The following is a 21,329-nucleotide window of genomic DNA, read 5'->3' on the forward strand; positions in this document are numbered from 1 at the left end:
ACCAGGTGGTATCGCCGCAAAACCACGGCGCGTCAGTAATTTTATTAAGCAGAGAATGGTATTGTTTTAGATCCCTACGAAAGGCGTCAACCATATGATTAAAGTGTTGAGGGTGTGACGCGTAGTCACTGGTCATTAAGTCAAATTCGCCTTGCATCCAGCATACGCCGAGGAATTTGTTATGCGGATTTTTTGCCAGTGCGACTCGCGTTCTGCTGACTAAATCCTGGTACAGCGGAGTATCCGTTCCCCAACGACAAGCATCATGGCTGGCTCCGTGCCGTTCTGAATATGTCCCCTCGCTGCCCGCGGTAAAAGCCGATCCGCCACGGCAACATGGAACGATGAGAACCCCCGCGTTATCAGGAATAAAGGGCAGTAATTTCCGTGCAATATGCAGTGCCTGGCCAACGGTGCCGTACTGTGTTTGATGATTCGTTGCCAGAGGATGGTGATAACCCTGCATATCCTGAACATCGTGTGGGCAGTGAGTCAGTGGAATAATGTCGTTAAAGTGACATGACGGGCCTCCGGGATGCGTATGCGCAAATCTCGCTAATTGTTTAATCCTGGGATGAGGCGCATCTTCCCTGTCCGGTAATGGCAGTCCTTCGCCATACGCCATGGCATTAGACTGACCGGCAACGGTAAGAACATAGTAATAATCGGGCGTTATTATTGCGTTCATATAATTTTCGCGTAATTGAAATGGCAAATTGATAGCAGAGCCCCTTTACTGGGGCCCTGAAGCGTTAGTTTTGCACTGTGACTTTATTATCCTTCACAGAGATCAATACTGAATCCGTTACCGCTTTGCCGCCTGCAGTTTCACCGCCAATAATCAATAGACTATTATTCCAGGGCAATGATACTCCGTAGGCCCGACCTTGCGATAATTCGCCCGATTTATCCCATTTCCCGTTATGCCAAAGATGAATATCAGCGCTATATGATTTTTTCAGGCCTTCATGCGCATAGTTCTTACCGTTCTGATAATTTTCCCGCGCCCCCTTGAATCCGGCCCCCCCGGCAAATATAAGTGAGTCATTGCTTATCCCCGCAAAACCGCCAGCGACGCCATCTGGTGATGAGACGGGAGCAAGTTTATTCCATTTTAAATTATTACCGGTGAAATCAAGTTCAAATACGGCATCCGTTCGTAGTCCTGGTTTGGCTTCACCATTAATAAGCCAGGTTTTATCGCCTTTATTCACAACCGCTGCACCAGCCGTCCCGTACCAGGGAGATTCGCCAGCGTAACTCCATTGCTGTGTTGAGGGATCAAAAGACAACAGAAACTTATTGAAGAAATAATCTTCTGCTTTTTTGTCAAAATAGTGGGCGTTGATTTTCTCTATAGCGGTTGGATCTTTTCCAGCTTCGTTGAGATCTTCAAAATAGCCATTGAAGATATTCTGGTTAACACCGCCAGTAACATAAGCCTTGCCGTTGTGTACAAAAGTCACATGGCCCGCCATGCCCATCGGTGCGTGCGACATCAATTTAACCCAGCTATTGGTTTTGGGGTTGTATTTGTGTACGTCATTAAATACCTGAGTCAAGCCCTCGCTGTTTTTGCCAATGCCGCCAAACACATACAGATTGCCATCAATAAATGCAGAGGTTGCTTGATCTCTCGCCCCACCAGGGAATGCAGCTAACGCTATCCATTTTTTATCTTTGGCCTGTGTATCCAGCTTGTACCATGCCGTACCTGCGCTACCTAAACCAATGTAGACAGTGTCGTTATCAATTGCTCCGGTACCACTTTTAAATGGCACCGGAGTTTCCGGTAATACAGACGCGTTTGCGGCAAATGAAGCCATCATGATAGCAAGCGCCGTTATTGTTTTATTCATTGTGACTGTCTCCTGTCTACTACAGTTTAAATGACACACCAATGCGATAACTATTTTCTGATAAATTATCTCTGCCGTTATAAACACCCTGACGGTCAAGGTAGTCATATTCTATGTATGGCGTAATATCAGGCGTCATATGGTATTGTAGAACAAATGCATTTTCCGTCGCCCATTTCTTATGGTTTGCATAGCGATAATCGTTTTGTTTGCTGTATAGCGTCGTTTGCCATGCGAAGGTGAAATCACTATTAATATGGTAAGTGACATATCCATCCCAACGATGAACGTTATCACGAGACATCTCACCGGATAAGTCTTGTTGTCGGTAAGCTTTCCAGTCGTAACGATAGCGAATGCCAAAATTAAGATCTTTTGTCGCGTCCCAGGACAGTTTTACGTAGGGTCCGTAGCGTGTGCCGTTGCTGCTAAAATGCGTTAACATTCCCGGGCGCACCGTCCATTGATCATCAAGTTTAATCGCGTAATTAACTTCAACCTGAACATCATTGAGTGCGGCATTTTCCTTTTTATTATCATGAATGGTATTCCAGGTATTACTTTCCATGCTTGCCCACCATCCATTTTGCCATCCCTCACTGACTTTGAGTCGAGTCTCATAGGCGTGGCTTCCACTACGATATCCACCACGTACGTCCAGTGTCGCAGCTTGAGAAATTAATGGTGACGAAAAGCACAGTAATAATATGCCAGAAAGTATTTTAGCCTTTTTCATAAATTTCACTCATTTGTAGGATACAGAAAGCAATACAAAGCCCGCATAAACAATTAGCATTTATGTTGTGTAATATTTTTTGCCAGGCTTATAGTGTCTTTGGCAACCGATAGCTGTATTTTATATTTTTTGTATAATGTCTCCTGTGAAAAATCTCTTTCCACATTATTTAAATAAACAGAGATCCAGATTAAATACCTGAGTATAAAATCTCTTCTGATGTTTGATTGATTTGAATGTTCGTAAGCTATATCACTTACTCAATCCATTTTACCCAGAGTCATAAAATAGAGTGTCTGTTGATCTCATTTTCATATTCCTTTCAGACTGAAGTGCATTTTCATCACCCGATGTGAAAGAACTGAAGTGATGTTTGCCATAGATTTCGAGATGCCCAGTCTCATTGACTATCGTGGTGCACCTTTATACCTGTTATACCAGATCAAAAATCACGCAATCCATACAACAAAACCAGATTTGCAATTCGTGTCACAAAATATGTCGATCTTTTTCTAAGAGGAAGATGCCATGTGAAGCCAGACGAACACTTGCGGTGGTCTTCAAAAACTAAAGATTTTCTTTTAACTATCTGTTTTATAGGTAATTTATTTAGAATCTAAACAAGGAAAGCTTTGCAAGCTAACTCAGTGAGCTTGGTGAAAATAAGTGTTTACCCGCCATCAGGTTGAGCATAATTCTCATCATGAAATATGTTTCCAGGTTTGTGGCTTGTAACTGGTCACTTCTGAAGTCGATCAGGGGAGGCTTGTTGATGTTCAGTACGCATTGGTGTTTTCAGGATGATGTTTCACTTAGTTTGTTTGCCGTATCGCCCGGCGAATAGCTGTGATTGAGGAAGGTTTAAGTCGTAGTGACCAAAGCCATATTTACCAACGAATGTAGATGAAAAAGCGTCGCCTGCGTTCCCCCATATCTCCAGGATAAAAAGGAATGTAGCAATCTCATGGCGTAAGCTGACGAACCAGACAGGAATAATCGCTAGGGACCTAAGAATTAGCATGATAATAGACGCTAAGAAATTACTGCGTTCCATGAAATAGCCATTTTGTGGCAAATGCAGTTGACTAATAATGTCATATGTGAGACGGCTAGTTGAACGAATATTAAATTTTGCTGAATTTTTTATGTTGATTTTACTTGTTACAGAACATATCACATGATATATAGATAAGATTAGTTGCATTAATGATGAGGGTTATTATTAGATTCGTATCAGATTGATAAATATATAAAGGTACATAGCATGCAAGAGCATGGCGTTTGTATGGCAAAGTTATTATAAGTAACTATCGCTACTCCATTTAAGTTCACTCAGAAGAACTGGTCCACTTACGTTAGTTATTAAGCAAACGTTCGCTTTTATAAACATAATCAGGATTAAAATGTTGGATTATTGCTAACCCAGCACAGCTAGTGCGCGTCTGTAATTATAAGGGAAAACGATGAAGAATAAGGCTGATAACAAAAAAAGGAACTTCCTTACCCATAGTGAAATCGAGTCACTCCTTAAAGCAGCAAATACCGGGCCTCATGCAGCACGTAATTATTGTCTGACTTTGCTTTGTTTTATTCATGGTTTCCGGGCTAGTGAAATTTGCCGATTGAGGATTTCGGATATTGATCTTAAGGCAAAGTGTATCTATATCCATCGATTAAAAAAAGGCTTTTCAACAACGCACCCGCTATTGAACAAAGAAGTTCAGGCTTTAAAAAACTGGTTGAGTATCCGTACTTCGTATCCGCATGCTGAGAGCGAGTGGGTATTTTTATCACGTAAGGGGAACCCGCTTTCTCGGCAACAGTTTTACCATATTATCTCGACTTCTGGTGGTAATGCTGGGTTATCACTGGAGATTCATCCGCATATGTTACGCCATTCGTGTGGTTTTGCTTTGGCGAATATGGGAATAGATACACGACTTATCCAGGATTATCTTGGGCATCGCAATATTCGTCATACTGTCTGGTATACCGCCAGCAATGCAGGGCGTTTTTACGGCATCTGGGATAGAGCCAGAGGACGACAGCATCACGCTGTTTTATAGAGATAGATGAGATACCAGGGATGGTGTTAAAAAATACATTATTCTTACGATATATCAAAAATGATTAACCATTTATTAATTGATGTTATTGTAAGTGTGATTCTTAATTATCATAATAAACATTAAGTTAACCATATCCATACAAAATACAATGGTTTATGTTCTTCAAAATAAATAAACAAAATCATTCATAAATTTACACATCACTCAAGTTCTCCTGTTTCTGCACTTTTTTCTTTATTTTTTAAGCAACTGGAAGTTAATCCGCTGCAATCTATTGTTATATTGAATCAAATCAATGAAAATAGATGTTGTCACATCAGTGATATTTTATTTTTGTATGATATTTAATGTAATTGACTGATAGCCACATAACTCCCTGTGTGGTTATCTTTTTATCTATTGGGCTAATTTTAACCGATCGAGGTTTCCTATAGGTATTCATTCAAATATATCTCAGTCAGGAGTACTACTATTGTGAGTAAACGTCGTTATCTTACCGGTAAAGAAGTTCAGGACATGATGCAGGCGGTTTGTTACGGGGCAACGGGAGCCAGAGATTATTGCCTAATTTTGTTGGCATATCGGCATGGGATGCGTATTAGTGAACTGCTTGATCTGCATTATCAGGATCTTGACCTTAACGAAGGTCGAATAAATATTCGCCGACTGAAGAACGGATTTTCTACCGTTCACCCGTTACGTTTTGATGAGCGTGAAGCTGTGGAGCGCTGGACCCAGGAACGTATTAACTGGAAAGGCGCTGACCAGACCGACGCCATATTTATTTCTCGCCGCGGGAGTCGACTTTCTCGCCAGCAGGCCTATCGCATTATTCGCGATGCCGGTATTGAAGCTGGAACCGTGACGCAGACTCATCCTCATATGTTAAGGCATGCTTGCGGTTATGAACTGGCGGAGCGTGGTGCAGATACCCGTTTAATTCAGGATTATCTCGGGCATCGAAATATTCGCCATACTGTGCGTTATACCGCCAGTAATGCTGCACGTTTTGCCGGATTATGGGAAAGAAATAATCTCATAAACGAAAAATTAAAAAGAGAAGATGCCTGATGTAACTTATTGATAATAATATGAAAAGATAAAGAAATATAAGACAATTGGGGCCAAACTGTCCATATCATAAAAAAGTTTTGTATTTGTTCTCAAGCATAAAAATATAAAAAAACGACATAAAGCAACTAACTGTTTGATATGTAAATTGTTTCTCTTATAAATTAATTTCACATAACCTCCGCTATAGGTAAAGCTAACGTTTTTGTGTCTCGAAGCAACTTCCTCATTCATCTCTCCAAAAACCACCGCGTTCAATATAAAAATCTATAAAATAATGCATTAATAGAATATAAATCCAAATAATAAACTAAGAAAGTTCGTGCGTAATGCTTTCCGCTATGAGTCAAAATGGCCCCAAATGTTTCATCTTTTGGGGAAGAACTGTGCAGTGTTGGCAGTCCAATTCGTTTCAAAACAAAGTGTACAGAACGACTGCCCATGTCGATTTAGAAACAGTTTTTTTAAAGGAAAGCAGCATGAAAATTAAAACTCTGGCAATCGTTGTTCTGTCGGCTCTGTCCCTCAGTTCCGCAGCGGCTCTGGCCGATACTACGACGGTAAATGGTGGGACCGTTCACTTCAAAGGGGAAGTTGTTAACGCCGCTTGCGCAGTTGATGCAGGCTCTGTTGATCAAACCGTTCAGTTAGGACAGGTTCGTACCGCTAGCCTGAAGCAGGTTGGAGCAACCAGCTCTGCCGTTGGTTTTAACATTCAGCTGAATGATTGCGATACCACTGTTGCTACAAAAGCCGCTGTTGCCTTCTTAGGTACGGCAATTGATGCTACGCATACTGATGTACTGGCTCTGCAGAGTTCTGCTGCAGGTAGCGCAACAAACGTTGGTGTGCAAATTCTGGACAGAACCGGCGCTGCGCTGGCGCTGGACGGTGCGACATTTAGTGCAGAATCAACCCTGAATAACGGTACTAACACCATTCCGTTCCAGGCGCGTTACTTTGCAACCGGTGCCGCAACCCCAGGTGCTGCTAATGCGGATGCGACCTTCAAGGTTCAGTATCAATAACCTACCCAGGTTCAGGGACGTCATTACGGGCAGGGATGCCCACCCTTGTGCGATAAAAATAACGATGAAAAGGAAGAGATTATTTCTATTAGCGTCGTTGCTGCCAATGTTTGCTCTGGCCGGAAATAAATGGAACACCACGTTGCCCGGCGGAAATATGCAATTTCAGGGCGTCATTATTGCAGAAGCTTGCCGGATTGAAGCTGGTGATAAACAAATGACGGTCAATATGGGGCAAATCAGCAGTAACCGGTTTCATGCGGTTGGGGAAGATAGCGCACCGGTGCCTTTTGTTATTCATTTACGGGAATGTAGCACGGTGGTGAGTGAACGTGTGGGTGTGGCGTTTCACGGTGTCGCGGATGGTAAAAATCCGGATGTGCTTTCCGTGGGAGAGGGGCCAGGGATTGCCACCAATATTGGCGTAGCGTTGTTTGATGATGAAGGAAACCTTGTACCGATTAATCGTCCTCCAGCAAACTGGAAACGGCTTTACTCAGGCTCTACGTCGTTACATTTCATCGCCAAATATCGTGCTACCGGGCGTCGGGTTACTGGCGGCATCGCCAATGCTCAGGCCTGGTTCTCTTTAACCTATCAGTAATTGTTCAGCAGATAATGTGATAACAGGAACAGGACAGTGAGTAATAAAAACGTCAATGTAAGGAAATTGCAGGAAATAACATTCTGCTTGCTGGCAGGTATCCTGATGATCATGGCAATGATGGCTGCCGGACGCGCGGAAGCAGGAGTGGCCTTAGGTGCGACTCGCGTAATTTATCCGGCGGGGCAAAAACAAGTGCAACTTGCCGTGACAAATAATGATGAAAATAGCACCTATTTAATTCAATCATGGGTGGAAAATGCCGATGGTGTAAAGGATGGTCGTTTTATCGTGACGCCACCTCTGTTTGCGATGAAGGGGAAAAAAGAGAATACCTTGCGTATTCTTGATGCCACAAATAACCAATTGCCACAGTATCGGGAAAGTTTATTCTGGATGAACGTTAAAGCGATTCCGTCAATGGATAAATCAAAATTGGCTGAGAATACGCTACAGCTCGCAATTATCAGCCGCATAAAACTGTACTATCGCCCGGCTAAATTAGCGTTGCCACCCGATCAGGCCGCAGAAAAGTTAAGATTTCGTCGTAGCGCGAATTCTCTGACGCTGATTAACCCGACACCCTATTACCTGACGGTAACAGAGTTGAATGCCGGAACTCGGGTTCTTGAAAATGCATTGGTGCCTCCAATGGGCGAAAGCACAGTTAAATTACCTTCTGATGCAGGAAGCAACATTACTTACCGAACAATAAATGATTATGGCGCACTTACTCCAAAAATGACGGGCGTAATGGAATAACGCAGGGGGAATTTTTCGCATGAATAAAAAGAATTGACTGCCGGGTAATTTTACACCGGAGGAATAATGTCATATCTGAATTTAAGACTTTACCAGCGAAACACACAATGCTTGCATATTCGTAAGCCTCGTCTGGCTGGTTTTTTTGTTCGGCTCTCTGTTGCCTGTGTTTTTGCCACACAGGCACCTTTGTCATCTGCCGAACTCTATTTTAACCCGCGTTTTTTAGCGGATGATCCCCAGGCTGTGGCTGATTTATCGCGTTTTGAGAATGGTCAAGAATTACCACCTGGGACGTTTCGCGTCGATATCTATTTGAATAATGGTTATATGGCAACGCGTGATGTCACCTTTAATACGGGCGACAGTGAACAAGGGATTGTTCCCTGCCTGACGCGCGCTCAACTTGCCAGTATGGGGCTGAATACGGCTTCTGTCTCCGGTATGAATTTGCTGGCGGATGATGCCTGCGTGCCATTAACCACAATGATCCATGACGCTACTGCGCATTTAGATGTTGGTCAGCAGCGACTCAACCTGATGATCCCTCAGGCATTTATGAGTAATCGCGCGCGTGGTTATATTCCTCCAGAGTTATGGGACCCCGGTATTAATGCCGGATTGCTCAATTATAATTTCAGCGGAAATAGTGTACAGAATCGGATTGGTGGTAACAGCCATTATGTATATTTAAACCTACAGAGTGGGTTAAATATTGGTGCATGGCGTTTACGCGACAATACCACCTGGAGTTATAACAGTAGCGACAGTTCATCAGGTAGCAAAAATAAATGGCAACATATCAATACCTGGCTTGAGCGAGACATAATTCCGTTACGTTCCCGGCTGACGCTGGGTGATGGTTATACTCAGGGCGATATTTTCGATGGTATTAACTTTCGCGGCGCACAATTGGCCTCAGATGACAATATGTTACCCGATAGCCAAAGAGGATTTGCCCCGGTGATCCACGGTATTGCGCGTGGTACTGCACAGGTCACTATTAAACAAAATGGGTATGACATTTATAATAGTACGGTGCCGCCGGGGCCTTTTACCATCAACGATATCTATGCCGCAGGTAATAGTGGTGACTTGCAGGTAACGATTAAAGAGGCTGACGGTAGCACGCAGATCTTTACCGTACCCTATTCGTCAGTTCCGCTTTTGCAACGTGAAGGGCATACTCGTTATTCCATTACGGCAGGAGAATACCGTAGTGGAAATGCGCAACAGGATAAACCCCGTTTTTTCCAGAGTACATTACTCCACGGCCTTCCGGCTGGCTGGACAATATATGGTGGAACGCAACTGGCGGATCGTTATCGCGCTTTTAATTTCGGTATCGGGAAAAACATGGGGGCACTGGGCGCTCTGTCCGTGGATATGACGCAGGCTAATTCCACACTTCCTGATGACAGTCAGCATGACGGGCAATCGGTGCGTTTTCTCTATAACAAATCGCTCAATGAGTCAGGTACGAATTTTCAGTTAGTGGGTTACCGTTACTCGACCAGCGGGTATTTTAATTTCGCTGATACAACATACAGCCGAATGAATGGCTACAACATCGAAACACAGGATGGTGTTATTCAGGTTAAGCCGAAATTTACCGACTATTACAATCTCGCTTATAACAAACGCGGGAAATTACAGCTCACTGTTACTCAGCAACTCGGGCGCACATCAACACTGTATTTGAGTGGTAGCCATCAAACTTATTGGGGAACGAGTAATGTCGATGAGCAATTCCAGGCTGGATTAAATACTGCGTTCGAAGATATCAACTGGACGCTCAGCTATAGCCTGACGAAAAACGCCTGGCAAAAAGGACGGGATCAGATGTTGGCTCTTAACGTCAATATTCCTTTCAGCCACTGGCTGCGTTCTGACAGTAAATCTCAGTGGCGACATGCCAGTGCCAGCTACAGCATGTCACACGATCTCAACGGTCGGATGACCAACCTTGCGGGCGTATACGGTACGTTGCTGGAAGACAATAACCTCAGCTATAGCGTGCAAACCGGCTATGCCGGGGGAGGCGATGGTAATAGCGGAAGTACAGGCTACGCCGCGCTGAATTATCGTGGTGGCTACGGCAATGCCAACATTGGTTACAGCCATAGCGATGATATTAAGCAGCTCTATTACGGAATCAGCGGTGGGGTACTGGCTCATGCCAATGGCGTAACGCTGGGGCAGCCGTTAAACGATACGGTGGTGCTTGTTAAAGCGCCTGGCGCAAAAGATGCAAAAGTTGAAAACCAGACGGGGGTGCGTACCGACTGGCGCGGCTATGCCGTGCTGCCTTATGCCACAGAATATCGGGAAAATAGAGTGGCGCTGGATACCAATACCCTGGCTGATAACGTCGATTTAGATAACGCGGTCGCTAACGTTGTTCCCACCCGTGGGGCAATTGTGCGAGCAGAGTTTAAAGCGCGTGTTGGGATAAAACTGCTCATGACGCTAACCCATAATAATAAGCCGCTGCCGTTTGGGGCGATGGTCACATCAGAGAGTAGCCAGAGTAGCGGCATTGTTGCGGATAATGGTCAGGTTTATCTCAGCGGGATGCCTTTAGCGGGAAAAGTTCAGGTGAAATGGGGAGAAGAGGAAAATGCTCACTGTGTCGCCAATTATCAACTGCCACCAGAGAGTCAGCAGCAGTTATTAACCCAGCTATCAGCTGAATGTCGTTAAGGGGGCGTGATGAAAAGCAAACCTTTTTATCTTCTGTGCGCTTTTTTGTGGCTGGCGGTAAGTCACGCTTTGGCTGCGGATAGCACGATTACTATCCGCGGCTATGTCAGAGATAACGGCTGTAGTGTGGCCGCTGAATCAACCAATTTTAATGTTGATCTGATGGAAAACGCGGCGAAGCAATTTAACAACATTGGCGCGACGACTCCTGTCGTTCCATTTCGTATTTTGCTGTCACCCTGTGGTAATGCCGTTTATGCCGTAAAGGTTGGGTTTACCGGCGTTGCAGATAGTCACAATGCCAACCTGCTTGCACTTGAAAATACGGTGTCAGCGGCTGCGGGGCTGGGAATACAGCTTCTGAATGAGCAACAAAATCAGATCCCCCTTAATGCGCCATCCTCCGCTATTTCGTGGACGACCCTGACGCCGGGTAAACCAAATACGCTGAATTTTTACGCCCGGCTAATGGCGACACAGGTGCCTGTCACTGCGGGGCATATCAATGCCACGGCTACCTTCACTCTTGAATATCAGTAACTGGAGATGCTCATGAAATGGCGCAAACGTGGGTATTTATTGGCGGCAATGTTGACGCTCGTAAGTGCGACGCTACAGGCCGCCGATGTCACGATCACCGTGAACGGTAAGGTCGTCGCCAAACCGTGCACGGTTTCCACCACCAATGCCACGGTAGATCTCGGCGATCTTTATTCTTTCAGTCTGATGTCTGCCGGGGCGGCATCGGCCTGGCATGATGTTGCGCTTGAGTTGACTCATTGTCCGGTGGGAACGTCGAGGGTCACCGCCAGCTTCAGCGGGGCAGCCGACAGTACCGGATATTATAAAAACCAGGGGACCGCGCAAAACATCCAGTTAGAGCTACAGGATGACAGTGGCAACACATTGAATACTGGCGCAACCAAAACAGTTCAGGTGGATGATTCCTCACAATCAGCGCACTTCCCGTTACAGGTCAGAGCATTGACGGTAAATGGCGGAGCCACTCAGGGAACCATTCAGGCAGTGATTAGCATCACCTATACCTACAGCTGAATCCGAAGAGATGATTGTAATGAAACGAGTTATTACCCTGTTTGCTGTACTGCTGATGGGCTGGTCGGTAAATGCCTGGTCATTCGCCTGTAAAACCGCCAATGGCACCGCTATCCCTATTGGCGGTGGCAGCGCCAATGTTTATGTAAACCTTGCGCCCGCCGTGAATGTGGGGCAAAACCTGGTCGTAGATCTTTCGACGCAAATCTTTTGCCATAACGATTACCCGGAAACCATTACAGACTATGTCACACTGCAACGAGGTTCGGCTTATGGCGGCGTGTTATCTCATTTTTCCGGGACCGTAAAATATAGTGGCAGTAGCTATCCATTTCCTACCACCAGCGAAACGCCGCGCGTTGTTTATAATTCGAGAACGGATAAGCCGTGGCCGGTGGCGCTTTATTTGACGCCTGTGAGCAGTGCGGGCGGGGTGGCGATTAAAGCTGGCTCATTAATTGCCGTGCTTATTTTGCGACAGACCAATAACTATAACAGCGATGATTTCCAGTTTGTGTGGAATATTTACGCCAATAATGATGTGGTGGTGCCCACTGGTGGCTGTGATGTTTCTGCTCGTGATGTCACCGTGACTCTGCCGGACTATCCCGGTTCGGTACCTATTCCTCTTACCGTTTATTGTGCGAAAAGCCAGAACCTGGGGTATTACCTCTCCGGCACAACCGCAGATGCGGGCAATTCGATTTTCACCAATACCGCGTCGTTTTCACCAGCACAGGGCGTCGGCGTACAGTTAACGCGCAACGGTACGATTATTCCAGCGAATAACACGGTATCGTTAGGAGCAGTAGGGACTTCGGCGGTAAGTCTGGGATTAACGGCAAATTACGCACGTACCGGAGGGCAGGTGACTGCAGGGAATGTGCAATCGATTATTGGCGTGACTTTTGTTTATCAATAAAGAAATCACAGAACATTGCTAATGCTGGTACGCAATATTGCCTGAAGCTAAAAACCTGCACGTTAGCCCTTTGTAGGCCAGATAAGACGCGTCAGCGTCGCATCTGGCATAAACAAAGCGCACTTTGCCGACAATCCGAACTGAGCCTGCCATTGGCAGGCTCTGGTGTTCTTTTACGCTACCATGCTAATAATCAACACAATAATCAGCCCAACCACGGAGTTGACCAGCTCCAGCAGACCCCATGTTTTCAACGTGTCTTTTACTGACAGGTCAAAGTAACCTTTGAACAGCCAGAATGAGGCATCATTAATGTGGGTGAGGGTGTTGGAACCTGCAGCTGTCGCCAGCACCAGCAGCGCCGGATTCACGCCAACCAGTTGACCGGTTGCTGGATCAAGGATTGCAGCACTGATAATCCCGGCGGCAGTCATCGCCGAAACCACACCTTGACCCGTCGCCAGACGAATTAGCACAGTGATCAGCCACGCCATGATGTACGGCGAGATATTGCCGTGTGACATCAACATGCCAATGGTGTCACCAATGCCGGTATCGATGATGGTCTGCTTCAGCACGCCACCCGCACCGATGATCAGAATCACCATCGCAATGCTTTTTACCGCGCTTTCAAAGGCGTTCATCACCCACTGCATGTCATGACCACGCGCGGTGCCAAAGAGTATGAATGCAACCACCATCGCAATAAACATTGCAATCGGCGATGAACCTATAAAGTTAACGACTTCCCACGCAGGGGTGTCTTTGGCCAGCCAGATATTGGCGATGGTGGTGGAGATCATAATGATTGCCGGGATCAGCGGCACCAGAATCGAAACGCCGAAAGAGGGCAGATTATTCATATCTACCGGTTGATCTGCTTTCAGGAATGATGGCGTTGGGCGCTCAAGATTGCCGAGGAACTTCGGCAGGATCAGACCTGCGCAGATGACACTTGGGATCGTCACCAGTACGCCATAGATATAAACCATCCCCATATCTGCACCATAAGCATTCACCAGCGCCACCGGACCCGGCTGCGGAGGGAAAAGTGAATGTGCGGTGGTAGCAGCCGCTACTGCCGGAATAGCCAGTTTCAGGAACGGAATTTTAGCTTCGGCGGCAATGACGATAACCAGCGGCGCTAACATGATAAAGGCCACTTCATAGAACATCGCCAGACCAAAAATCAGGCCGATGATAATCACCGATATCTGGACATAGCGCAGGCCGAGACGCGCCAGCAGCGTATGCGCTATCTGGTGCGCCGCGCCGGAGTCGACCATCAATTTACCAATGACCGCACCGAACACAACAATGATTGCCAGTTCCCCCAGCGTGTTGCCGAAGCCCGCTTTCATGGTGTGCAGCAGCGACATCAAATCCATGCCCGCCAACATCCCGACGGACAGCGCCGCCACTAGCAAAGCCACCATTGAATTGATTTTGAACTTCAAATTCAGTACCAGCATCAGGCCGATACCGAATACTACCCAAAGAATGTTAAGCACATGCATAACGTTTTACCTTACCTGGTTGAACCGTTGTTATTTTGGGCGACATGTTATGTAAATTGGTCAACCATTGTTGCGATGAATGTCACACCCTCTGATTAATAACTATCAATTACCCGTTGCTGCAATTTGCAGCAACGAGCGTGCGCGTGAAAATCTTGTGATGTGGTTAACCAATTTTAGAATTCGGGTTGACATGTCTTACCAAAAGGTAGAACTTATACGCCATCTCATCCGATGCAATGCCACGGCTGCGGTCTGGTTGTTCATCCGGATACCTAAACAACTCCAGGGTTCCGCGTCTCTTTGCTGTGGAACCCACTATGTGAAAGAGGAAAAATCATGGAACAGACCTGGCGCTGGTACGGCCCTAATGATCCGGTCACTTTAGCTGATGTCCGTCAGGCGGGCGCGACTGGCGTGGTTACCGCTTTGCACCATATCCCGAACGGGGAAGTATGGTCCGTAGAAGAGATCCTCAAACGCAAGGCGATCGTTGAAGACGCAGGCCTGGTGTGGTCTGTCGTAGAAAGCGTGCCAATTCACGAAGATATCAAAACTCATACTGGCAACTACGAGCAGTGGATCGCTAACTATCAGCAAACTCTGCGCAATCTGGCGCAGTGCGGCATTCGCACCGTGTGCTACAACTTCATGCCGGTGCTCGACTGGACCCGTACTGACCTCGAATACGTGCTGCCAGATGGCTCCAAAGCTCTGCGCTTCGACCAGATCGAATTTGCTGCGTTTGAAATGCACATCCTCAAGCGTCCAGGCGCGGAAGCGGATTACACCGAAGAAGAAATTGCTCAGGCCGCTGAACGCTTCGCCACTATGAGCGACGAAGACAAAGCGCGTCTGACCCGTAACATCATTGCCGGTCTGCCGGGCGCGGAAGAAGGCTACACCCTTGACCAGTTCCGTAAGCACCTGGAGCTGTACAAAGATATCGACAAAGCCAAACTGCGCGAAAACTTTGCGGTCTTCCTGAAGGCGATCATTCCAGTTGCGGAAGAAGTTGGCGTGCGTATGGCTGTTCACCCGGACGATCCGCCGCGCCCAATCCTCGGCCTGCCGCGTATCGTTTCCACCATTGAAGATATGCAGTGGATGGTTGATACCGTAAACAGCATGGCGAACGGTTTCACCATGTGCACCGGTTCCTACGGCGTGCGTGCTGACAACGATCTGGTTGATATGATCAAGCAGTTCGGTCCGCGTATTTACTTCACCCATCTGCGTTCCACCATGCGTGAAGATAACCCGAAAACCTTCCACGAAGCGGCGCACCTGAACGGTGACGTTGATATGTACGAAGTGGTGAAAGCGATTGTTGAAGAAGAACACCGTCGTAAAGCGGAAGGCAAAGAAGACCTGATCCCGATGCGTCCGGACCACGGTCATCAGATGCTGGACGACCTGAAGAAGAAAACCAACCCAGGTTACTCCGCGATTGGTCGTCTGAAAGGCCTGGCCGAAGTTCGCGGTGTCGAAATGGCGATCCAGCGCGCTTTCTTTAGCCGTTAATATCCACCGGCATGGCTGCGCGCCGTGCCGGTTCCTTCTTCCTTGCCGTCACTCTCTGAAGACGGATTCTGGAGTTTACGATGACTACTATTGTTGACAGCAATCTGCCGGTTGCCCGCCCGTCATGGGATCATTCTCGTCTGGAATCACGCATTGTGCATCTCGGTTGCGGGGCGTTTCACCGCGCGCACCAGGCGCTGTACACCCATCACCTGCTGGAAAGCACGGATAGCGACTGGGGGATCTGCGAAGTTAACCTGATGCCAGGCAACGACCGTGTGCTGATCGAAAACCTGAAAAAACAGCAACTGCTGTACACCGTAGCGGAAAAAGGCGCAGAAAGCACCGAGCTGAAAATTATTGGCTCGATGAAAGAAGCGCTGCACCCGGAAATCGACGGTTGTGAAGGTATTCTCAACGCGATGGCGCGTCCGCAGACGGCGATTGTCTCCCTGACGGTCACGGAAAAAGGTTACTGCGCCGATGCGGCAAGCGGTCAGCTGGATCTCAATAATCCGCTGATTAAGCACGATCTGGAAAACCCGACTGCGCCGAAGTCGGCGATTGGTTACATCGTCGAAGCCTTGCGCCTGCGTCGTGAGAAAGGGTTGAAAGCGTTTACGGTGATGTCCTGCGACAACGTGCGTGAAAACGGCCATGTAGCGAAAGTTGCCGTTCTGGGGCTGGCTCAGGCGCGTGATCCGCAACTGGCGGCATGGATTGAAGAGAACGTCACCTTCCCGTGCACCATGGTTGACCGCATCGTTCCGGCAGCTACCCCAGAAACGTTGCAGGAAATTGCTGACCAGCTGGGCGTTTACGACCCGTGCGCCATTGCCTGCGAACCATTCCGTCAGTGGGTCATTGAAGATAACTTCGTTAATGGTCGCCCGGACTGGGATAAAGTGGGCGCACAGTTCGTTGCAGACGTTGTGCCGTTCGAAATGATGAAACTGCGTATGCTGAACGGCAGCCACTCTTTCCTGGCGTACCTCGGTTACCTCGGCGGCTATGAAACTATTGCCGACACCATGACTAACCCGGATTATCGCAAAGCGGCCTTTGCCCTGATGATGCAGGAACAAGCGCCAACGCTGTCGATGCCGGAAGGTACGGACCTGAACGCCTATGCGACGCTGCTGATCGAGCGTTTCAGCAACCCGTCTCTGCGTCACCGTACCTGGCAGATTGCGATGGACGGCAGCCAGAAGTTACCGCAGCGCCTGTTGGACCCGGTGCGTCTGCACCTGCAAAACGGCGGTAGCTGGCGTCACCTGGCGCTCGGCGTGGCTGGCTGGATGCGTTACACCCAGGGGGTGGATGAGCAGGGGAATGCCATTGATGTGGTCGACCCGATGCTGGCGGAGTTCCAGAAGATCAATGCGCAGTATCAGGGCGCAGACCGCGTGAAAGCGCTGCTGGGCCTGAGCGGTATTTTTGCCGATGATCTGCCGCAAAATGCCGACTTTGTTGGCGCGGTGACGGCGGCATATCAGCAACTGTGTGAACGCGGCGCGCGCGAGTGTGTGGCTGCGCTGTAACTGACTGATTACCCAACAGACTTACTGGTCAATCAAAATAATATTTGGTTGACCAGTTTTCGTTTTTTTGCCCACCTGTACGTGCCAACTTCCAGTGCTAATGGTATAGTTTGAGATTGACGGGTGCCGTAAAATCGCCCGTTGTAGGCCGGATAAGGCGTGCACGCCGCATCCGGCAAAAATTTGATTAACTGCACCTAACGGACACAACACCATGAAATCTGCCACTTCTGCGCAAAGACCTTACCAGGAAGTCGGGGCGATGATCCGCGATCTGATCATAAAGACGCCGTACAATCCTGGCGAACGGCTGCCGCCGGAGCGTGAAATTGCAGAAATGCTTGATGTCACGCGGACGGTGGTACGTGAAGCGCTGATCATGCTGGAGATCAAAGGGCTGGTGGAAGTGCGCCGGGGTGCCGGTATTTATGTTCTTGATAGCTCAGACAGCCACAACACAGACGGTCCGGATGCCAACGTTTGCAATGATGCGGGTCCTTTTGAGCTGTTACAGGCGCGTCAGTTACTGGAAAGTAACATCGCGGAATTTGCCGCCCTGCAGGCTACCCGCGAAGATATCGTCAAAATGCGTCAGGCATTGCAACTGGAAGAGCGTGAACTGGCTTCCAGCGCGCCGGGTAGCAGCGAAAGCGGTGATATGCAGTTCCATCTCGCCATTGCCGAAGCAACGCATAACAGCATGCTGGTGGAGTTATTCCGTCAGTCCTGGCAGTGGCGGGAAAACAATCCAATGTGGATCCAATTGCACAGCCATCTGGATGACAGCCTGTATCGCAAAGAGTGGTTGGGCGATCACAAACAGATCCTCGCCGCGTTAATCAAAAAAGACGCCCGAGCGGCGAAGCTGGCAATGTGGCAGCATCTGGAAAACGTTAAACAACGTCTGCTGGAATTCTCGAACGTTGACGATATTTATTTTGACGGCTATCTGTTTGATTCATGGCCGCTGGATAAAGTCGACGCCTGACTTATTATGATAAGCGCAAGGGTAAACGTTCCTTGCGCTTTCTTAAATTAAGAAGTTGCAATGAGTATTACTTTGTAAATTGCAGGGTATTGTTTAAATATCTGTATAACCTGAATGTTAGTACTCATTCTTCCCCGTGGTTATTTACCAATATAATTCCATTCACCATTTTTTAATTCAAACAGTTCTGGGAGAGATGACGGTTGCAGAGTCATACGTTTGACATGTGCATTTTCATCCCCGGGGATAACTTTATATCCAATCTTAGCGTGGATCTCAGCGGTACCAGGATAGGCTTCTATACCAATTATTGGGTCATTTCCCATTCCAATATTAGCATTAAGTAATGCAGCAAGGGCGAATCCGGAAGAATTTGCTACCCCTGACACAGTCATTATCTGATCAATATAGATATCAATTCTTGGCAGTGTTGTATCTTGCCAATTTTCAACCTTTTCAAGGGGGAGTGTTGCCAGGTATCCTATCGTGGTTCCCGCATAGCCTGGAACATTGCAACCAGGGCCTAGGGTTATTTCATGTATCGTGTTTGGAATTTTAGAATCCATAGTTAGGTTAAACCGTAGACCAGCTTCTAACGCTGCGGAAACATGCGCCTTTTTACATACTCCACCGTATATTCCGTCTAATACTGAGCTGGCCTTCCAGGTACCACAGCGTATGTTTCCTGTGATTGAAATACCATCGGATTCTTTACATGCGGCTGTTACGTAATTGAATGGCCAATACCCTTGTTTACCAATTTCAAGCTGTCTAATTTCGACAACACTTCCCCCATCATAGTTATGGTTATTTCCACGAACAAGAGGTCTGACATAGATGTTTTCCGAGTTAAGATGCGAGGGCATACTGTCTGCTAATTCTTTATCGGCATTTGGATGATGAGCGAAATGATTATCTGTAAAAATTTTGTTGTTAGCGGCATTGCTTATTGGCATAGACATATTAATTACCTTTATGAGTATTTCACTGATGCTTAGAAAAATAGATAAATTTTTCTGTAGTAAAAAGAGAAGTAAACAAATGACATGCATGTTTCTGTTGTAGTGATATCAACTCTACACGGTCATATTAAAGGGTGGGAAACACTCTAAAGTATCAAAAAACGCTCATTTAAAATTATTTGCATGCAATTAAAAAGCATATCTTATTACTAATTGGAATTTGATGTTGTTATATTGATGTCTATATTAATAATGCCTGTGAATGGTGTTTTTGATGTATTTGATATGTTATCAATTTATATTATTTACAAACTAATTGTTTCAAGTAATACATGGTTGATTATACGAAAATAAATAATGTCCCGCCGGGATTAAGTAGCGGCGGTGACAAGTATTTTCATCTACGTAACTATTCGGAATATTCAGAATATACTAGCAGTTTTTTTTTGAGTTTGATGATTTTTATCAAATCATGACTTTTTTCCTGAAAAGTCAGTAGATATTCATAGGCAAGTAAGGTTTTATACTTTGCTGACAGGATTCAGGCCTGTCTCAGACTGACATGGATGTAATGAACAAAAGGGAATGGCTATGGAAAATGAGCATCAATACAGTGGTGCCCGGTATTCAGGGCAAGCCACATATGTTGCTAAACGTCAGGAGTGCGCAAAATGATGCGCCAATCACTTCAGGCTGTTTCACCTGAAATTTCAGGCAATAAAACGTTATCACTGCGTAAATCGGTATGCAGCGATCTCCTCACTCTTTTTAATTCTCCTCATTCGGCATTACCTTCATTACTTGTTTCAGGTATGCCTGAGTGGCAAGTGCATAACCAGAGCGACAAACATCTCCAGAGCTGGTATTGCCGTCAACTACGTTCTGCACTGTTATTTCATGAGCCTCGGATTGCGGCGTTGCAGGTCAATTTGAAAGAAGCGTACAGCCACACGCTGGCGATCAGCCTTGAGATAATGCTGCACCACGACGATGAACCGCTAACGTTTGATCTGGTCTGGGATAGTGGCGGTTGGTGTAGTGCGACGCTGGAGAATGTCAGCTAAGCACAATCTCCAGCTCGCGCAGTTCGCGCCAGAAGCGTTCGGCCACGGGATTCATACGGGTGTTCATCCGGTATGCATAGGCCTGAATCGGGATCACCAGTTCGTCCCGATTCAGAACGATAAGCTTCCCGCTGCGAATTTCTTGTTGGATGGCGTACTCCGGCAGCCAGGCAATCCCACAGCCGTCGAGGGCAACCTGCTTTAAAAGCTCGCTCATCGACGAGACAAAAAAGGTGCTGAAACTTAACTCACTGTGGCGCGTCAGGGTACGGTTAATCAATCGCCCCATGTAGGAGTTGCGGCTGTAATTCAGTAACGGAAAGTGTGGCTGTGCGAGGTTAAAAAGTGCTTCTCCGTGTTCGTCACTGGCGCAGACGGGGAACAATTGAGATTCAAATAAGCGAATGTGGTCAAACGGCGCTTCCAGCAAATCTTCGTCATGAAAGGAAAAAATACAGTCGCTTTGCCCTTCACGCAGTTTATCGACCGCTTCATCAACATCAATGGCTTCAATCGCCCAGGTAAAGAGCGGCGGCATCTGGCTGATAATTGACGGTAAAAGACCGAGAGAAAGAGAGTGTGCAGCGGCTACCTTGATTTTACGTTGCGCGTAATCGCTGCCGCCACGCAGTTCTGCAAGGTTGCTCTCTAACTGTTGCAGCAGATGGCGGATCTGCGAATGGAAGATTTTCCCTTGTTCCGAGAGTTGCAGAGGCGTCACCTGGCGGTTAAACAATTCAACGCCAATTGCCTGTTCCAGCGCGCGGATGCGACGGCTAAATGCGGGTTGTGAGACGTTGCGACTGACTGCCGCCTGGGAAAAGTTGCGGCATTTTTCCAGGGTCAGAAAATCATAAAGCCATTTTGTTTCAATATTATGCAAAACCGCACCACAGTCATCCATTACGTTTTACTCTGTCAGC

Annotated in this window: 21 protein-coding genes and 1 pseudogene; 16 read left to right on the top strand and 6 right to left on the bottom strand. The window is 46.9% G+C overall.

Going from position 1 to position 21,329, the window contains the following annotated elements:
• Positions 1-121: 121 nt before the first annotated feature.
• The 3 genes and pseudogenes from FQZ95_RS26975 to nanC all read right to left on the bottom strand — a co-directional run.
• Positions 122-688, bottom strand: a pseudogene (locus FQZ95_RS26975) (sialate O-acetylesterase); the annotation flags it as partial.
• A 64-nt stretch (positions 689-752) separates the two neighbouring features.
• Positions 753-1,859 (bottom strand): N-acetylneuraminate epimerase, encoded by a 1,107-nt coding sequence (gene nanM / locus FQZ95_RS10470; RefSeq protein WP_160530163.1) that lies wholly within the window; start codon positions 1,857-1,859, stop codon positions 753-755.
• Positions 1,860-1,878: 19 nt separating this feature from the next.
• Positions 1,879-2,595, bottom strand: a complete 717-nt coding sequence (gene nanC, locus FQZ95_RS10475; RefSeq protein WP_160530164.1) for an N-acetylneuraminic acid outer membrane channel NanC — start codon at positions 2,593-2,595, stop codon at positions 1,879-1,881.
• 1,463 nt (positions 2,596-4,058) lie between these two features.
• Here nanC and fimB point away from each other — a divergent pair.
• From fimB to fimH, 9 genes are all read left to right on the top strand, one after another.
• Positions 4,059-4,661 carry a type 1 fimbria switch DNA invertase FimB gene (gene fimB / locus FQZ95_RS10480; protein ID WP_000790582.1) on the top strand — a complete coding sequence of 201 codons (603 nt, stop codon included), beginning with the start codon at positions 4,059-4,061 and terminating at the stop codon, positions 4,659-4,661.
• 477 nt (positions 4,662-5,138) lie between these two features.
• Complete coding sequence (gene fimE / locus FQZ95_RS10485) at positions 5,139-5,735, top strand: type 1 fimbria switch DNA invertase FimE (protein WP_000044720.1); 597 nt, start codon at positions 5,139-5,141, stop codon at positions 5,733-5,735.
• Between the two features lie 479 nt (positions 5,736-6,214).
• The gene (gene fimA / locus FQZ95_RS10490) at positions 6,215-6,763 is read left to right on the top strand and encodes a type 1 fimbrial major subunit FimA (protein WP_160530165.1); all 549 of its coding nucleotides are present in this window, start codon (positions 6,215-6,217) and stop codon (positions 6,761-6,763) included.
• Positions 6,764-6,827: 64 nt separating this feature from the next.
• Positions 6,828-7,367, top strand: a complete 540-nt coding sequence (locus FQZ95_RS10495; RefSeq protein WP_000824095.1) for a fimbrial protein — start codon at positions 6,828-6,830, stop codon at positions 7,365-7,367.
• Between the two features lie 36 nt (positions 7,368-7,403).
• Positions 7,404-8,129: a type 1 fimbria chaperone FimC gene (gene fimC, locus FQZ95_RS10500; protein ID WP_160530166.1), complete on the top strand. Its 726-nt coding sequence runs from the start codon at positions 7,404-7,406 to the stop codon at positions 8,127-8,129.
• Positions 8,130-8,195: 66 nt separating this feature from the next.
• Positions 8,196-10,832, top strand: a complete 2,637-nt coding sequence (fimD, locus tag FQZ95_RS10505) for a fimbrial usher FimD (protein WP_160530167.1) — start codon at positions 8,196-8,198, stop codon at positions 10,830-10,832.
• 9 nt (positions 10,833-10,841) lie between these two features.
• Entirely contained in the window at positions 10,842-11,372 is a 531-nt protein-coding gene (fimF, locus tag FQZ95_RS10510; RefSeq protein WP_160530168.1) for a type 1 fimbria minor subunit FimF, read from the top strand.
• 12 nt (positions 11,373-11,384) lie between these two features.
• Positions 11,385-11,888 carry a type 1 fimbria minor subunit FimG gene (gene fimG, locus FQZ95_RS10515; protein ID WP_160530169.1) on the top strand — a complete coding sequence of 168 codons (504 nt, stop codon included), beginning with the start codon at positions 11,385-11,387 and terminating at the stop codon, positions 11,886-11,888.
• A gap of 19 nt (positions 11,889-11,907) precedes the next feature.
• Positions 11,908-12,810: a type 1 fimbria D-mannose specific adhesin FimH gene (gene fimH / locus FQZ95_RS10520; RefSeq protein ID WP_103253485.1), complete on the top strand. Its 903-nt coding sequence runs from the start codon at positions 11,908-11,910 to the stop codon at positions 12,808-12,810.
• A gap of 173 nt (positions 12,811-12,983) precedes the next feature.
• Here fimH and gntP read toward each other — a convergent pair whose 3' ends face one another.
• A complete protein-coding gene (gntP, locus tag FQZ95_RS10525) occupies positions 12,984-14,327 on the bottom strand; it encodes a gluconate permease GntP (protein ID WP_105277725.1) in 1,344 nt (447 codons plus the stop codon).
• Positions 14,328-14,666: 339 nt separating this feature from the next.
• On the opposite strand from gntP, the gene uxuA reads away from it, so the two are divergent.
• The 3 genes from uxuA to uxuR all read left to right on the top strand — a co-directional run bounded on the left by uxuA (position 14,667) and on the right by uxuR (position 18,380).
• The gene (gene uxuA, locus FQZ95_RS10530) at positions 14,667-15,851 is read left to right on the top strand and encodes a mannonate dehydratase (RefSeq protein WP_000438605.1); all 1,185 of its coding nucleotides are present in this window, start codon (positions 14,667-14,669) and stop codon (positions 15,849-15,851) included.
• An 80-nt stretch (positions 15,852-15,931) separates the two neighbouring features.
• Entirely contained in the window at positions 15,932-17,392 is a 1,461-nt protein-coding gene (locus FQZ95_RS10535; RefSeq protein WP_000208194.1) for a fructuronate reductase, read from the top strand.
• A 214-nt stretch (positions 17,393-17,606) separates the two neighbouring features.
• Positions 17,607-18,380 (top strand): Uxu operon transcriptional regulator, encoded by a 774-nt coding sequence (gene uxuR / locus FQZ95_RS10540; protein WP_105288106.1) that lies wholly within the window; start codon positions 17,607-17,609, stop codon positions 18,378-18,380.
• Between the two features lie 140 nt (positions 18,381-18,520).
• On the opposite strand, the gene FQZ95_RS10545 is transcribed toward uxuR, so the two are convergent.
• Entirely contained in the window at positions 18,521-19,342 is an 822-nt protein-coding gene (locus FQZ95_RS10545; RefSeq protein WP_000062493.1) for a DUF2686 family protein, read from the bottom strand.
• Between the two features lie 285 nt (positions 19,343-19,627).
• On the opposite strand from FQZ95_RS10545, the gene FQZ95_RS26980 reads away from it, so the two are divergent.
• The 4 genes from FQZ95_RS26980 (at position 19,628) to iraD (ending at position 20,406) form a co-directional block, all read left to right on the top strand.
• A complete protein-coding gene (locus tag FQZ95_RS26980; protein WP_425323063.1) occupies positions 19,628-19,696 on the top strand; it encodes a hypothetical protein in 69 nt (22 codons plus the stop codon).
• Positions 19,675-19,818 carry a hypothetical protein gene (locus tag FQZ95_RS26710; protein WP_269218583.1) on the top strand — a complete coding sequence of 48 codons (144 nt, stop codon included), beginning with the start codon at positions 19,675-19,677 and terminating at the stop codon, positions 19,816-19,818. The genes FQZ95_RS26980 and FQZ95_RS26710 overlap by 22 nt, the downstream gene beginning before the upstream one ends.
• 115 nt (positions 19,819-19,933) lie before the next feature.
• Positions 19,934-20,017: an iraD leader peptide IdlP gene (idlP, locus tag FQZ95_RS10550; RefSeq protein ID WP_123009414.1), complete on the top strand. Its 84-nt coding sequence runs from the start codon at positions 19,934-19,936 to the stop codon at positions 20,015-20,017.
• Entirely contained in the window at positions 20,014-20,406 is a 393-nt protein-coding gene (iraD, locus tag FQZ95_RS10555) for an anti-adapter protein IraD (RefSeq protein ID WP_000986225.1), read from the top strand. The genes idlP and iraD overlap by 4 nt, the downstream gene beginning before the upstream one ends.
• Here iraD and hypT read toward each other — a convergent pair.
• Positions 20,399-21,310, bottom strand: coding sequence for a hypochlorite stress DNA-binding transcriptional regulator HypT (gene hypT, locus FQZ95_RS10560; RefSeq protein WP_000340767.1), 912 nt, complete (start codon positions 21,308-21,310; stop codon positions 20,399-20,401). The genes iraD and hypT overlap by 8 nt on opposite strands.
• Between the last annotated feature and the right edge of the window lie 19 nt (positions 21,311-21,329).

It is taken from the genome of Escherichia sp. HH41S, assembly GCF_009820115.1.
GTDB lineage: Bacteria > Pseudomonadota > Gammaproteobacteria > Enterobacterales > Enterobacteriaceae > Escherichia > Escherichia coli_F.